The organism is Pseudomonas sp. TJI-51 (genome assembly GCF_000190455.2).
In the GTDB taxonomy this organism is placed as follows: domain Bacteria; phylum Pseudomonadota; class Gammaproteobacteria; order Pseudomonadales; family Pseudomonadaceae; genus Aquipseudomonas; species Aquipseudomonas juntendi.
Genome location: NZ_AEWE02000017.1, coordinates 22107 through 36259, shown reverse-complemented (window position 1 = coordinate 36259; position 14153 = coordinate 22107). Strand labels below are relative to the sequence as shown.

Sequence of the window (14153 nt, the reverse complement as noted above, 5' to 3'; positions counted from 1 at the left end):
TTGGCGATGGTTTTCCGTCGAACGTGGCGCATCGTCGCTACGCTTGGGGCATAATGCGGTTTCTTTAGCTCGTGGGGCCATCATCGCTTACAGCCCCAATGTCCTTTTCCCTCGCTGCAGGGTATTTGCTCACCATGATCAAAACGCTTCGTCCCCTCGTACTCGCCGGCCTGCTATTGCCCTTCGCCTTGCCCAGCCAAGCCGCAGCCGTCAACACCACCTTGCCTGCCAAAGTGCAGCAGGCGCTCAAAGCCAACAAACTGCAAGACACCGCACTGTCGCTGGTCATGCTGCCCCTGGATGGCCCCGGTATTCCCACCGTGTTCAATGCCGACGTGTCGGTAAACCCGGCCTCGACCATGAAACTGGTTACCACCTACGCAGCCCTCGAGCTGCTTGGCCCGACCTTTCAGTGGAAGACCGAGTTCTACACCGACGGCACCCTGAGCAACGGGGTGCTCAACGGCAACCTGTACCTCAAAGGCGGCGGTGACCCCAAGCTGAACATGGAAAAGCTGTGGCTGCTGATGCGTGACCTGCGCGCCAATGGTGTGCGCACCGTCACCGGTGACCTGGTATTGGACCGTAGCCACTTCGTGCAACCCAACCTGCCCCAGTTCAACGACGACGGCGGTGACGAAAACAAGCCGTTCCTGGTCAAGCCCGACTCGCTGCTGGTCAACCTCAAGGCCCTGCGCTTTGTTGCCCGCAACGATGGCGGCAAGGTCACCATTGCGGTGGAGCCACCGATTGCCAGCATCCGCATCGACAACCAGGTCAAGCCTGTGGCCTCGAAACAATGCAGTGGCGATGTGCGCTACAACCCAGTGCCTCAGGCCAACGGCATCAGTGTGACGGTCAGCGGCCAACTGGGTGACGGTTGTAACTCGCAGACTTACCTGGCCCTGCTTGACCACCCGACTTACGCGGCCGGTGCCGTACGTGCCATCTGGAACGAGCTGGGCGGCACCATCCAGGGCGGCGACCGTGTCGAGAACGTGCCCAAGAGTGCCCGCCTGCTGGCACGTGCCTTCTCCCCAGACCTGGTCGAAGTGATCCGCGACATCAACAAGTACAGCAACAACACCATGGCCCAGCAGTTGTTCCTCAGCCTTGGCGCACAGTTCCGCACCGATGCCGATGGCGACGATGCGCGTGCCGCACAGCGCGTGGTACGCCAGTGGCTGGCGAAAAAAGGCATTACCGCGCCGCACCTGGTGATGGAAAACGGTTCTGGCCTGTCGCGAGCCGAGCGCGTCAGCACCCGGGAAATGGCCGAGATGCTGCAGGCAGCCTGGAAGAGCCCCTACGCTGCCGAATACATGAGTTCGATGCCGCTGGTGGGCATGGATGGCACCATGCGCAAGCGCCTCAAGCGCACCGCCATGGCCGGCGAAGGGCACATCAAGACCGGCACCCTGAACACGGTGCGCGCAATAGCCGGTTTCAGCCGCGACAGCAACGGCCACACCTGGGCGGTGGCGGCGATCCTCAACGACCCGAAACCTTGGGGTGCTTCGCAGGTGCTGGACCAGGTGCTGCTGGACCTGTACCGCCAGCCGAAGCTGGCCGGCAGCACCGCTGCCAATTGATGCGTCGAGCGCCGCCCGCGCGGCGCTCGATCTCACAGGCGCTGAAGATGCAGTGGCCAGCACCTGGCAGCGCGGTCAGGCAGACTCCCCCTCTACCCGGTCCCGCCCGGCCTGCTTGGCCGCATAAACCCCGGCATCGGCGCGCAACAGCAACGCGTCGGCGCCCTCTCCCGGCCGCCACCCGGCCACGCCGAAACTCGCGGTGACTTGGCCCACGCCGTCTACCGGGTCGTTGCGCACGCCCTGCCAAAGCTCCAGCGCCAGCACACGCGCCTGCTCGGCATCAGTGCCCGGGCACAGCACCATGAACTCCTCCCCGCCCAGCCTGCAGAACACATCGGTCCGCCGCAAGCGCTGGCCGATGCGCTGGCACAGGCTACGCAGCACCCGGTCACCGACCGCATGGCCGAAACGGTCGTTGATGCGTTTGAAGTGATCAATGTCGAGCATGATCACCGCCAGCGCCTGGCCATCTCGCTGGGCACGCTCCAACTCGTTTTTCAGCCGTTCCTGGAAGTAACGGCGGTTATGGATGCCGGTCAGCGAATCGGTCACCGACAGCCTGCGCAACTCGTGTTCCACACCCTTGAGATCGGAAATATCGGTCAGGTAGCCATGCCACAAGGTACAGCCCTGCTCGCCCACTTCCGGCGTTGCCTCGCCACGCACCCAGCGTAAGCCCGCCCGGGGCAGGCACACGCGGTACTCCTCGCGCCATGGCGTCAGGTGCTCGGCCGAGTAGCGCACCGAACGGCTCACCCGCTCCAGGTCATCAGGGTGAATGCGCTCGTACACTGCGGCGGCATCTTCGCGCAGCTGCTGCAGGTCAAGCTCATAAATGTCGTACAGCCCCTTGCTGGCATAGGGGAAACACGAATGGCCGTTTGCATCCAGCCTGTACTGGTAGATGCCGCCCGGTACTTCGGCACTGAGTTTTTCCAGCAACCGGTCACGCGCAGCCAATGCCTCATGTACCCGACGCCGCTCAGTGACGTCGATGCAGATGGCCAGGTAACCCACCCATAAACCCTGGTCGTCCAGCATGGCGGTCACCAACATGTTGGCTACCAGTTGGCTGCCGTCGGCGCGTACCAAGGTCCACTCACCTGGCTCGGCGCCCTGTTCGTATACGGTTTCGGCAAACAGTGCATGGCCCCCCGCAATGGTGCGGCCAAAGCGCAAACTCAAGGCATGCGCACGCTGGCTCAGCTCCTCGGCCAGCACCAGTTGCTCAAGGCGCAGGCGGCCAATGGCTTCACTGGCCGGGTAACCGAGCATGATTTCGGCACCGACATTGAAGGTGCTGACCACCCCTTTGAGGTTGGTGGCGATGATCGCAACCTGGGTCGCGGCATCCAGCACGCTGCGCAGCTGGTTGTGGGTGCCACGCAGCGACTGTTCGCTGACCTGCAGCGCTGCGGTGCGCTGTGCAACCAGGGCCAAGGCCCGTTGACGCTGGCTGAACAGGTTGAACAACAGCACGCTCAGCAGCAGGCTCAGCAAACCGCCCAGTGCACCGACTGCCAGCACCGCCGAAGAACGGTTGGCCTGCAGGAATGCCAGGCTGGGGCGGATACTCAGCAGCAGCTGGCGGTCCGCCAGGTGCAACACCTGATCGGTGACCAGCGACAGGGGCGCCACGGGGTTGTTGGAGTCGTACAGAACTTCTGGGCCCTGCCGCCCGGACGGGTCAACCAGGCGCGTTACCAGGTTATCGTCAGGCGCCACTGGCCGGCCATCGCCGATCAGCTCAGGCATGCTCAACAGGGCCAGCACATAACCCGCTGCCACGCCGTGGGGCGTGGCAACGGCGAATACCGGGGCCACCATCATCAGGCCGCGCACGCCCGGTTCGCTGGCATTCAACTTCAGCGGCTGCGACACCGCCATGCTCCCCGGCACCAGCGCCCGCGCAAGCACTGCCCGGGCCGCATCCTGCGCAGCCAGGTCGAGACCAGATGGCAGCCCCGGCAAGGTGCCTGACGCGCTATACAGCACGGGAAAATACAGGTCGCGCGCGGGGGCGCGGCGCCACTGCCCCTGCGGGTCCTGATCGCGAATCATAAAGCCCGGGCCAGCAAGGGTGCTGGCCTGGCGTTCGAATATGGCGCGCTGCGCAGCCTCTACACGCGGGGCCCAGGCATAGGCCTGGGTACGGTGCAGCAGCGGCCGGGCATAACCGGCAAATTCCCGGGGGGTTATTTCATCGGAATAGCTGAAAAACCAGCGCAGCCCATCCAGGCGCTGCTGCTGTTCGGCAAAACGCTCGGCGATGCGGCCAAAGCGCTCGCCCGCCAGCAACTCGAAGCGCTGGCGCAGCTGCTGGTTGTACAACGACTGCGTGGCCAGGGCCAGGGCGGCCGTCAGCAGGCCGCCGGCCAGCAGCGCAATCAAGGCCATCACCCAGGCGGACATCGCCTCTGCGCGCAGGCCAGGCACCCGCGCAAGCACGCCACACTTTGACATACACACGTCTCGTCACGTCAGCGTCCTGCGGATTATCCAGCCATGAACCAAGTTATAGCTATTGGCCACTACCCGCGCAATGTACCCCGTCGGCTCAGCGCAGCTGCAAGCGCCAGGCGCGGTGGATGCGATTGTTGCGGGCGAAATCCGGGTCCAGGGTCTGGGCCGTTATTTCCTCCACGGCGTAGCGCGCCATCAGGTGTTCGTCCAGCTGGAACTTACGGAAGTTGTTGGAGAAATACAGCACGCCACCGGGCGCCAGGCGGGCCATGGCCAAGTCCAGCAACTGCACGTGGTCACGCTGCACGTCGAACACACCTTCCATCCGCTTGGAGTTGGAGAAGGTTGGCGGGTCGATGAAGATCAGGTCGTAGCTGTCGCGGTTACCCTCCAGCCAGGCCATGACATCACTCTGCTCCAGCCGATTACGCTCGGAATAACCATTGAGCGCCAGGTTGCGTCGCGCCCAGTCCAGGTAGGTTTTCGACAGGTCGACGCTGGTGGTGCTGCGCGCCCCACCCTTGGCCGCGTGCACGGTGGCCGTGGCGGTGTAGCAGAACAGGTTGAGGAAGCGCTTGCCGGCTGCTTCGCGCTGAATACGCATGCGCATCGGACGATGGTCGAGGAACAGGCCGGTGTCGAGGTAATCGGTGAGGTTGACCAACAACTTCACGCCGCCTTCGTTGACTTCCTGGAAACGGCCCTCGGTAGCCTGACGCTCGTACTGGCGGGTACCGCTTTGCCGCTCGCGGCGCTTGAGCACCACGCGCTGCGGGGCAATGCCCAATGCCTGCGGAATGGCCGCCAGGGCATCGAGCAGGCGCGCCTGGGCCTTGTCCGGGTCCACCGAGCGTGGTGCGGCATATTCCTGCACGTGTACCCAGTCGTGGTACAGATCGACTGCCAGGGCATACTCAGGCATGTCGGCATCGTACAGGCGATAGCAGTCGACCTGCTCGCGTCGGGCCCATTTGCCCAGTTGCCTGAGGTTTTTCTGCAGGCGGTTGGCAAACATTTGTGCCCCTTCCGACAGGCGTGCCGGCTCGCTGGTGACGGGCACCTGCTGGCCGACCTCACGGGTGTCGGCCGGTGCCTCGCGGCGCTCACCGGTGACGAACTGGTCAGGCTGCACCTTGAACAACAGCAGCTTGCACGGCAACGCGCCGTTCCAGAACGCGTACTGCTTGTGGCTGCGAATGCCCATGCGCTTGCCCAATTGCGGCGCCCCGGTGAATACCGCAGCCTCCCAACCCATGCACGCCTGGCGCAGACGCTCACCCAGGTTCTGGTAGAGGTACAGCAGGCTGGCTTCGTCGCCCAGGCGCTCACCGTAGGGCGGGTTGCTGATGACCAGGCCTTTCTGGTTCTGGTCCGGGCGCGGCTCGAAGGTGCTGACCTCGCCCTGGTAGATTTTCACCCAGTCACCCAGGCCTGCGCGCTCCACGTTGTTACGGCCCGGCTGAATCAGCCGCGGGTCGGCCTCGTAGCCACGGATCCACAGCGGGGGTTTGGCCAGGCCAGCCTGGGCCCGTGCCTGCGCTTCTTCATGCACCTTGCGCCAGAGCGCCGGCACATGGCCGAGCCAGGCGCTGAAACCCCAGCGTTCACGCTTGAGGTTGGGCGCAATGTCGGCAGCAATCATGGCGGCTTCCACAAGAAACGTACCTACACCGCACATCGGGTCGGCCAGCGCGCCACCTTGCGCGGCAATACGCGGCCAGCCGGAGCGGATCAGCACAGCGGCCGCCAGGTTTTCCTTGAGCGGCGCGGCGCCCTGCTGCAGACGATAGCCACGCTGGTGCAGGCTGTGCCCGGACAGGTCGAGGGACAGGATCGCCTCGCCGCGCTCCAGGCGCAGGTGCACGCGAACGTCAGGATCGATTTTTTCCACCGACGGGCGCAGGCCTTCGCGGTTGCGCAGCTTGTCGACGATAGCATCCTTGACCTTCAACGCACCGAAATGGGTGTTGTCGATGCCCGAGCCATGGCCGCTGAACTCGACCGCCAGGGTGCCATCGGCCGCCAGGTGGTCCGCCCAGTCGACGGCGTGCACGCCGTCGTACAGGTCGTCGGCGTTCTTCATGGAAAAACGCTTGAGCACCAGCAGCACACGGTTGGCCAGACGCGACCAGATGCACAGGCGGTAGGCGGTTTCCATGTCGGCGGCGCCGCGGATGGCCGAGGTGTGCTCACGCACTTCGTCCAGGCCAAGGCTTTTGGCCTCTTCGGCAAGCAGGCCTTCAAGGCCTTTGGGGCAGGTGAGGTAGAGTTCGAAACGGTCCGACATGAATATTCCAGAGCCTTGGGCTATTGACTGACGAGGCGACGCATCGCCCCGCGATGTTTGCCCGCACGCCTTTCCAGCAGGCGTGCAGGTGGCCGGTTGGGCACAACGTGTGCCGCAGCGGGCCGGGCCACCTGACAGATCTGCACTTTGCCGGGTGGCAAAGACAGCTTAGATCATCAGGCAGTACGAAAAATTCTGGCGACGTAGAGCCCTATGTGACCCTTCGTCGCATTTCAAATTATTTCTCTGTTCCTTGAGTGACGCTGGCAAAATGACGTCAATGATCGGCAAACCCCGATCGTAGCGGGCTCAACGCTAAACAAGGTTGAGTCGCATTTCTTTACTTATCCCCACACCCTCACAAACGTTACGTCGTTATGACAAATCGATCATTCACACCGTGACTCGCATTCGATAGAACTGGTCTCAGGCCGCTTCGCAACGAGGCGGCACATTCAGCTCGCGACGCCGGCAGCGAGCGCAAACCGGCAGAAAGACTCTGCCCGGCCTCGGAGAGGCCGACGGGACATTACAGTCAACAAGTGAGGGCAACACCCTATGAGAAGACTTAAGCGTGATCCGTTGGAAAGAGCATATTCACGTGGCTACCAATACGGGGTCACCGGCAAATCCCGCGAACTTTGCCCGTTCAATCTTCCTTCTGTTCGCCAAGCCTGGATCAACGGCTGGCGTGAAGGTCGCGGCGATAACTGGGACGGAATGACTGGCACCGCTGGCATCCATAGACTCAACGAAAATCACGCCGTAGGCTGATCGAGGACACTGAATTCGATTTACATGCACGCCCCAATCGGGCGGCGGGCGTAGGCCCAGGGGCCCCTTCAAGGGGCCCTTTTTAATGGGCTGGCAAAGCGCCAAACTAGCGCGGCATCGCCGCGATCGCATCCACCGCTTCGCGAATCAGTGCCGGCCCCTTGTAAATGAAGCCCGAATAGATCTGCACCAGGCTCGCCCCAGCAGCGATCTTCTCGGCAGCGTGGCGCCCTTCGGTGATGCCACCGGCGGCAATGATCGGCAACTTGCCACCCAGTTCGCCCGCCAGCACCTTGACGATATGGGTACTCTTCTCCAGCACCGGCGCGCCTGACAGGCCACCTGCCTCGCCCCCATACGGCAGCGCTTCGACACCCTCACGGCCCAGCGTGGTGTTGGTGGCAATCACCGCATCCATGCCCGACTCCATCAATGCAGCCGCCACCAGGGCGGTTTCTTCGTCGCTCATGTCCGGGGCGATCTTGATCGCCAGCGGCACGCGCTTGCCATGTTCAGCAGCCAACTGCTCACGGCGCTCGGCCAGGGCATCGAGCAGCTGCTTGAGCGAATCGCCGAACTGCAGGCTGCGCAGGCCCGGGGTGTTCGGCGAACTGACGTTGACCGTGATATAGCTGGCAGCGGTGTATACCTTGTCCAGGCAGATCAGGTAGTCGTCGACCGCGCGCTCGACCGGGGTGTCGAAGTTCTTGCCGATGTTGATACCCAGCACACCGCTGTAACGCGACGCACGAACACGACCCAGCAGGTGATCGACCCCCAGGTTGTTGAAGCCCATGCGGTTGATGATGGCGGTGGCCTGCGGCAGGCGGAACAGCCGAGGCTTGGGGTTGCCCGGCTGCGGGCGCGGCGTGACGGTGCCGATTTCGACGAAACCGAAGCCCAACTGGGCAAAGCCGTCGATGGCCGCGCCATTCTTGTCCAGGCCGGCGGCCAGGCCGACCGGGTTGGCGAAGTTCAAGCCCATGACCGAAACCGGCAACGCCGCCGGTTGCTTGCACAGCATGCCGTTTAGGCCAAGACGGCCACCGGCACCGATCAGGTCCAGGGACAGGTCGTGGGAAGTTTCCGGGGAAAGCTTGAACAGCAGCTGGCGGGCCAGGGTATACATGGGCGGGCAAGGCTCAGGGTGAGTGAGGGGGCGATTATAGCCAGCGCGGCGCCGGCATGACAGCACATCGTGGGGCCATGGGGCGAGGTGGTCGCGTAAATGGCACATCGGTTGCACCCCAACTGCCCACAGCCTTATCAGTATGGGCGAGGAACCTTGTGAACACTGCACCCCGAGCAACGCCCCTGGCCTGGGTCAACGGCAGCGACGCGCCGGAGAAACCCAGCCTCAATATCGGTTTCATGGGTCTCACCGACTGCGCCTCGGTCGTGGTCGCCGCCACCCAGGGCTTCGCCCAGCAGCACGGCCTGACCCTCAACCTCAAGCGCCAGGGCTCGTGGGCCGGCCTGCGGGACAAACTGGTCAGTGGCGAACTGGACGCCGCGCACTGCCTGTATGGGCTGGTCTACGCCGTGCACCTGGGCATCGGTGGTGTGCCGGGCAGCGACATGGCCGTGCTCATGGGGCTGAACCAGAACGCCCAGGCCATCAACCTGTCCCCGACCCTGCAACGCAAAGGCGTGACCAACCCTGAGGCACTGGCGCGGCTGGTGCACCAACATGGCCCGCGGCTGACCTTTGCCCAGACCTTCCCCACGGGCACTCACGCCATGTGGCTGTATTACTGGCTGGCCAGCCAGGGCATCCACCCTTTGCGTGACGTCGACAGCGTAGTCGTACCGCCTGCGCAGATGGCCGCACACATCCAGGCCGGGCGCATCGACGGCTTCTGCGTCGGCGAGCCGTGGGCCGCTGACGCGGTAGCCAAAGGCCAGGGCTTTACCCTGGCCACCAGCCAGTCGATCTGGCCCGACCACCCGGAAAAGGTCCTGGCCTGTGCCCGGGCCTTCGCCGAACAATACCCCAACAGCGCGCGCGCATTGATCAAGGCAATCCTCGCTGCCAGCCGGTTCATCGAGCAAAACCCGGACAACCGCCGCAGCGCCGCGCAACTGCTCAGTGGCAGCGCGTACCTGGACACCGCGCTGGCCAGCATCGAGCCACGCCTGCTGGGCCACTATCAGGACGGCCTGGGCAACCACTGGCAAGACCCGCACGCCCTGCGCCTGTTCGACCAGGGCCGAGCCAACTTCCCATACCTGTCCGACGGAATGTGGTTCATGACCCAGTTTCGCCGCTGGGGCCTGCTGCGCGAAGACCCGGATTACCTCCAGGTCGCGGGCCAGGTCCAGCACCTGGCGCTGTACACCGAGGCCGCCCAGAGCCTGGGCGTGGCATGCCCGGCGCACCCCATGCGCAGCAGCCTGCTGATAGACGGTGGCCGCTGGGACGGCAGCGACCCCTACGGCTATGCCCGTAGCTTCAGCCTGCATGCGTTGGGCGAGCTGCCCGACGCCCAGGTTGGCAGGTAAGGGGAACGACCATGCTGCGCATCCTGCTGATCGACGACACCCAGAGCAAACTAGGCCGCCTCAAGGCCGCTTTGACCGAGGCCGGCTTCGACGTCACCGAAGCCCCAGGCCTGACCATCGACCTGCCCGCCTGCGTCGAAACGGTGCGCCCGGACGTGGTGCTGATCGATACCGATTCACCGGACCGCGATGTGATGGAGCATGTGGTGCTGGTCAGCCGTGACCAACCCCGACCGATCGTGCTGTTCACTGACGAACACGACCCCGGGGTGATGCGCCAGGCGATCCAGGCAGGGGTCAGTGCCTATATCGTGGAAGGTATCCATGCGGCGCGGTTGCAGCCGATTCTGGACGTGGCCATGGCTCGCTTCGAAAGCGACCAGGCCCTGCGCGCCCAGTTGCTGGCACGCGACCAGCAACTGGCTGAACGCAAGCGTATCGAGCAAGCCAAGGGCCTGCTGATGAAAATGAAAGACTGCAACGAAGAACAGGCCTACACCCTGATGCGCCGCCAGGCCATGAGCCGCCAACAGAAGCTGATCCAGGTGGCCGAGCAGATCATCGCCATGCACGAGATGCTCGGCTGAGGGGGCAGGTGCACTGCCTGGCCACCCTGCCCAGGCACAGTTGGCCCATCTCTTGCTGAACAAAACGCACCGGTAACCAACGGCGGTTGCCCCACTTAAATTCCGACAAAGACGTCGCTCACCCCTCCACAGCCGTGGAGCGGGTGGCGGCGTCTTTTTCGTTCCGTTGCATGACCGAGTGAGGTGTTCGATGAGTACCAGCTTCTGGAAATCCGGGCATGTGCCCACGCTGTTCGCCGCGTTCCTGTACTTCGACCTCAGCTTCATGGTCTGGTACCTGCTGGGCCCGCTGGCGGTGCAGATTGCCGCCGACCTGCAATTGAGCGCACAACAGCGGGGCTTGATGGTGGCGGTGCCGATCCTGGCCGGGGCCATCCTGCGCTTTGCCATGGGCGTGCTGGTGGACCGCCTGTCGCCCAAGACCGCCGGCCTGATCGGCCAAGTAGTGGTCATCGTCGCGCTGGCCGCTGCCTGGCGCCTGGGCGTGCACAGCTATGAACAGGCACTGCTGCTGGGCGTGTTCCTCGGTTTTGCCGGCGCCTCGTTCGCCGTGTCGCTGCCACTGGCTTCGCAGTGGTACCCGCCACAGCATCAAGGCAAGGCCATGGGCATCGCCGGGGCTGGCAACTCGGGCACGGTGTTCGCGGCCCTGCTCGCCCCGGCACTGGCAGCCGGCTTTGGCTGGAACAATGTCTTCGGCTTTGCACTGCTGCCACTGTCGCTGGCGCTGGTGGTCTTCGCCTTGCTGGCACGTAACGCCCCACAACGGCCCAAGCCCAAAGCCATGGCCGACTACCTCAAGGCACTGGGCGACCGCGACAGCTGGTGGTTCATGTTCTTCTACAGCGTCACGTTCGGTGGTTTCATCGGCCTGGCCAGCGCCCTGCCCGGCTACTTCAGCGATCAGTACGGCCTGAGCCCGGTCACCGCCGGCTACTACACGGCGGCCTGCGTGTTCGCCGGCAGCCTGATGCGCCCGCTCGGTGGCGCCCTGGCCGACCGCTTTGGCGGCATCCGCACGCTGCTGGGCATGTACAGCGTAGCGGCCGTCTGCATTGCTGCCGTCGGCTTCAACCTGCCCTCCGCGGCCGCCGCCCTGGCCCTGTTCGTCAGCGCCATGCTCGGCCTGGGTGCCGGCAATGGCGCAGTGTTCCAACTGGTGCCGCAACGCTTCCGCCAGGAAATCGGCGTGATGACCGGCCTGATCGGCATGGCCGGTGGTATGGGTGGCTTCCTGCTGGCGGCGGGGCTGGGCACCATCAAGCAGCACACTGGCGACTACCAACTGGGGTTGTGGCTGTTCGCAAGCCTGGGCCTGCTGGCCTGGTTCGGCCTGCACGGCGTGAAACAACGCTGGCGCACCACCTGGGGCTCGGCGGCCGTGACCGCTGCGCGGGTCTGAGGCACACCCATGAGCCTGCAACTGAGCTTTGCCCAGGCCAGCGCCACTGGGCCGCGCGCGGAAAACCAGGATGCCTTGCGCCTGGTTACCCCGGCGCCCGAACTGGCCGCCAGCAAAGGCTACCTGTTCGCCCTGGCCGACGGGGTCAGCCAATGTGCCGACGGCGGCCTTGCCGCGCGGGCCAGCCTGCAGGCGCTGGCCCTGGACTACTACGCCACGCCGGCCACCTGGGGCGTGGCCCAGGCCCTCGACCGCCTGCTGCTGGCACAGAACCGCTGGCTGCGCGCCCAAGGGAATGGCCAGCCGTTGCTGACCACCCTCAGCGCACTGGTGCTGCGCGGGCGGCGCTTCACCCTGGCCCACGTAGGCGACTGCCGGGTGTATCGCTGGCACGCCGGCCAGCTGCAGTGCCTGAGCGAAGACCATGTCTGGGACCAGCCCGGCATGCAGCATGTACTCAAACGCGCGCTGGGCCTGGACCAGCATCTGCTGGTGGATTACCTGGAAGGCGAATTGCAGCCGGGTGAATGTTATCTGCTGGTCAGCGACGGTGTGTGGGCCAGCCTGGGCGACCAGCACATCCAGGCGGTGCTGCGCGAGCAACCCGACCTGCAGCTGGCCGTGGACACGTTGGTTGCCAGCGCCCACCTCAACGGTAGCCAGGATAACGCCAGCGCCATGCTGGTGCAGGTCGAACAACCGGGCACGGCGAACCTTGGTGACACCTTGGCCCAACTGCAGCACTGGCCCGTGCCCGAGCCGTTACGGGCAGGCCAGTCGATCGATGGCTGGCAGGTCGAACAACTGCGCGCACACAGCCGTCAGTCCCTGTTGTACCGGGTGCGCGATGGCCAGGGCCAGGCGTGGCTGCTCAAGACCTTGCCGCCCGAGCGGCGGCAGGAGCCTGGTGCGGCGCAGGGCCTGCTGCTCGAAGAATGGTTCATGCGCAGGGTCGCCGGCCGGCACTTTCCCGAGCTGCACGCCTGCAGCCAGCGCCAGCAGTTGTACTACGTGATGCGCGAATACCCGGGCCAGAGCCTGGCCGCACTGCTGGCCGAAAATGGCCCACTGCCGTTGGCCCAGTGGCTGGAGCTCGCCCGGCAGTTGCTACAGGCGGTAGGGGTGCTGCACCGGCGCAACCTGCTGCACCGCGACATCAAGCCCGACAACCTGCACCTGGGCGGCGATGGCCAGTTGCGCCTGCTGGACTTCGGCCTGGCGTACTGCCCCGGGCTCTGCGAAGACCCGCAACATGCCTTGCCCGGCACCCCGTCCTACATCGCCCCGGAAGCCTTCGACGGCCAGCCGCCCAGCCCACGCCAGGACCTGTATGCCGCAGGCGTGACGCTGTATCACCTGCTGACCGGGCACTACCCGTATGGGGAAGTGGAAGTTTTTCAGCGGCCGCGCTTCGGCCAACCGGTCAACCCGGCGCGCTACCGGCCCGACCTGCCGGAGTGGCTGCAGCACAACCTGCAGCAGGCCGTGGCCGCCGACCCGGCGCAGCGCTTCGAAACCGCCGAACACTGGTTGCTACTGCTCGAACGGGGTGACCGCCAGGAACTACCCGGCCGCCCGCGGCCATTGCTTGAGCGCGAGCCACTGAAAGTCTGGCGCACCCTGGCCGTGCTGTCGTTACTGATCAACCTGATATTGCTGCTCACCCTGCTCAAGGGCTGAATGCACCTTGCCAATGAGGAAACACGAATGAATGCAAAAGTGTGGCTGGTTGGCGCCGGCCCGGGTGACCCGGAACTGCTCACCCTCAAGGCTGTACGCGCCTTGCAGGAAGCGGCAGTGGTGATGATCGACGACCTGGTCAACCCGGCAGTGCTGGAGCATTGCCCGCAGGCGCGGGTTATTGCAGTGGGCAAGCGTGGCGGCTGCCGCCCCGCGCNNAGCGGGGCGCCTGCCGCTCGACGCCGCAGGCGTTCATCCAGCGCCTGATGTTGCGCCACGCCCGCCAAGGGCGCTGTGTGGTGCGGCTCAAGGGTGGCGACCCGTGCATTTTCGGCCGCGGCGGCGAGGAGGCCATGTGGCTGCAGGGGCATGGTATCGAGGTGGAAATTGTCAATGGCATCACCGCAGGCCTGGCAGGCGCCACGCAGTGCGGTATTTCCCTGACCTCGCGGGGCGTCAGCCGCGGGGTAACGCTGGTGACGGCGCATACCCAGGATGACAGCGCACTGAACTGGGCAGCATTGGCCCAGGCTGGCACCACGTTGGTGGTGTACATGGGCGTGGCCCGGCTGGAGCAGGTCCGCCAAGGGTTGCTGGACGGGGGGATGGCACCCGGCATGCCGGTGGCCATGATCGAGAATGCCTCGCTGCCCGAGCAACGCGAGTGCAGGAGCGATGTGCAGGGTATGGTCGAGGATGCGCGTGGGTTCGCCTTGCGTAGCCCGGCGATCCTGGTGATTGGCGAGGTGGTTGGGGCGCAGGTGGCTCAGCAGTGGGTGGCCGCTACCGGCTGACAGCCACGGCCCGCCGGCCGGTAAAACCCAGCCAAAGAAAAACCCGGCCGAGGCCGGGTTTTTCGTGAA

At 64.8% G+C, this 14153-nt stretch carries 9 protein-coding genes and 1 pseudogene; 7 read left to right on the top strand and 3 right to left on the bottom strand.

The window, feature by feature from the left end; all coding sequences use genetic code 11:
- Positions 1–134: 134 nt before the first annotated feature.
- The gene (gene dacB / locus G1E_RS04875; protein WP_009684008.1) at positions 135–1592 is read left to right on the top strand and encodes a D-alanyl-D-alanine carboxypeptidase/D-alanyl-D-alanine-endopeptidase; all 1458 of its coding nucleotides are present in this window, start codon (positions 135–137) and stop codon (positions 1590–1592) included.
- A 75-nt stretch (positions 1593–1667) separates the two neighbouring features.
- Here the strand turns inward: dacB and G1E_RS04870 are convergent, their stop codons facing one another.
- Both G1E_RS04870 and rlmKL read right to left on the bottom strand, forming a co-directional pair.
- The gene (locus G1E_RS04870; RefSeq protein WP_009684009.1) at positions 1668–4058 is read right to left on the bottom strand and encodes a GGDEF domain-containing protein; all 2391 of its coding nucleotides are present in this window, start codon (positions 4056–4058) and stop codon (positions 1668–1670) included.
- A 94-nt stretch (positions 4059–4152) separates the two neighbouring features.
- Positions 4153–6345: a bifunctional 23S rRNA (guanine(2069)-N(7))-methyltransferase RlmK/23S rRNA (guanine(2445)-N(2))-methyltransferase RlmL gene (gene rlmKL, locus G1E_RS04865; protein WP_009684010.1), complete on the bottom strand. Its 2193-nt coding sequence runs from the start codon at positions 6343–6345 to the stop codon at positions 4153–4155.
- Positions 6346–6903: 558 nt separating this feature from the next.
- Here rlmKL and rmf point away from each other — a divergent pair.
- The gene (gene rmf / locus G1E_RS27265; RefSeq protein WP_003248687.1) at positions 6904–7119 is read left to right on the top strand and encodes a ribosome modulation factor; all 216 of its coding nucleotides are present in this window, start codon (positions 6904–6906) and stop codon (positions 7117–7119) included.
- Positions 7120–7225: 106 nt separating this feature from the next.
- Here the strand turns inward: rmf and G1E_RS04860 are convergent, their stop codons facing one another.
- On the bottom strand, positions 7226–8248 hold the full coding sequence (locus G1E_RS04860; RefSeq protein ID WP_009684011.1) for a quinone-dependent dihydroorotate dehydrogenase: 1023 nt from the start codon (positions 8246–8248) through the stop codon (positions 7226–7228).
- A 158-nt stretch (positions 8249–8406) separates the two neighbouring features.
- Here G1E_RS04860 and G1E_RS04855 point away from each other — a divergent pair, with 158 nt between their 5' ends.
- The 5 genes and pseudogenes from G1E_RS04855 (at position 8407) to cobA (ending at position 14084) form a co-directional block, all read left to right on the top strand.
- On the top strand, positions 8407–9621 hold the full coding sequence (locus tag G1E_RS04855) for a CmpA/NrtA family ABC transporter substrate-binding protein (protein ID WP_009684012.1): 1215 nt from the start codon (positions 8407–8409) through the stop codon (positions 9619–9621).
- 11 nt (positions 9622–9632) lie between these two features.
- Positions 9633–10208, top strand: coding sequence for an ANTAR domain-containing response regulator (locus G1E_RS04850; RefSeq protein ID WP_009684013.1), 576 nt, complete (start codon positions 9633–9635; stop codon positions 10206–10208).
- Positions 10209–10398: 190 nt separating this feature from the next.
- Positions 10399–11610 (top strand): NarK/NasA family nitrate transporter, encoded by a 1212-nt coding sequence (locus G1E_RS04845; protein WP_029887899.1) that lies wholly within the window; start codon positions 10399–10401, stop codon positions 11608–11610.
- Between the two features lie 9 nt (positions 11611–11619).
- Positions 11620–13290 carry a bifunctional protein-serine/threonine kinase/phosphatase gene (locus G1E_RS04840; RefSeq protein ID WP_009684016.1) on the top strand — a complete coding sequence of 557 codons (1671 nt, stop codon included), beginning with the start codon at positions 11620–11622 and terminating at the stop codon, positions 13288–13290.
- Between the two features lie 27 nt (positions 13291–13317).
- Positions 13318–14084: pseudogene (gene cobA / locus G1E_RS04835) on the top strand (uroporphyrinogen-III C-methyltransferase).
- Positions 14085–14153: the final 69 nt, after the last annotated feature.

Coding starts and splice junctions, on each gene's coding strand:
- dacB (WP_009684008.1), top strand. CDS start 135: ATGATCAAAACGCTTCGTCCCCTCGTACTCGCCGGCCTGCTATTGCCC.
- G1E_RS04870 (WP_009684009.1), bottom strand. CDS start 4,058: ATGTCAAAGTGTGGCGTGCTTGCGCGGGTGCCTGGCCTGCGCGCAGAG.
- G1E_RS04850 (WP_009684013.1), top strand. CDS start 9,633: ATGCTGCGCATCCTGCTGATCGACGACACCCAGAGCAAACTAGGCCGC.
- G1E_RS04845 (WP_029887899.1), top strand. CDS start 10,399: ATGAGTACCAGCTTCTGGAAATCCGGGCATGTGCCCACGCTGTTCGCC.
- rmf (WP_003248687.1), top strand. CDS start 6,904: ATGAGAAGACTTAAGCGTGATCCGTTGGAAAGAGCATATTCACGTGGC.
- G1E_RS04860 (WP_009684011.1), bottom strand. CDS start 8,248: ATGTATACCCTGGCCCGCCAGCTGCTGTTCAAGCTTTCCCCGGAAACT.
- rlmKL (WP_009684010.1), bottom strand. CDS start 6,345: ATGTCGGACCGTTTCGAACTCTACCTCACCTGCCCCAAAGGCCTTGAA.
- G1E_RS04840 (WP_009684016.1), top strand. CDS start 11,620: ATGAGCCTGCAACTGAGCTTTGCCCAGGCCAGCGCCACTGGGCCGCGC.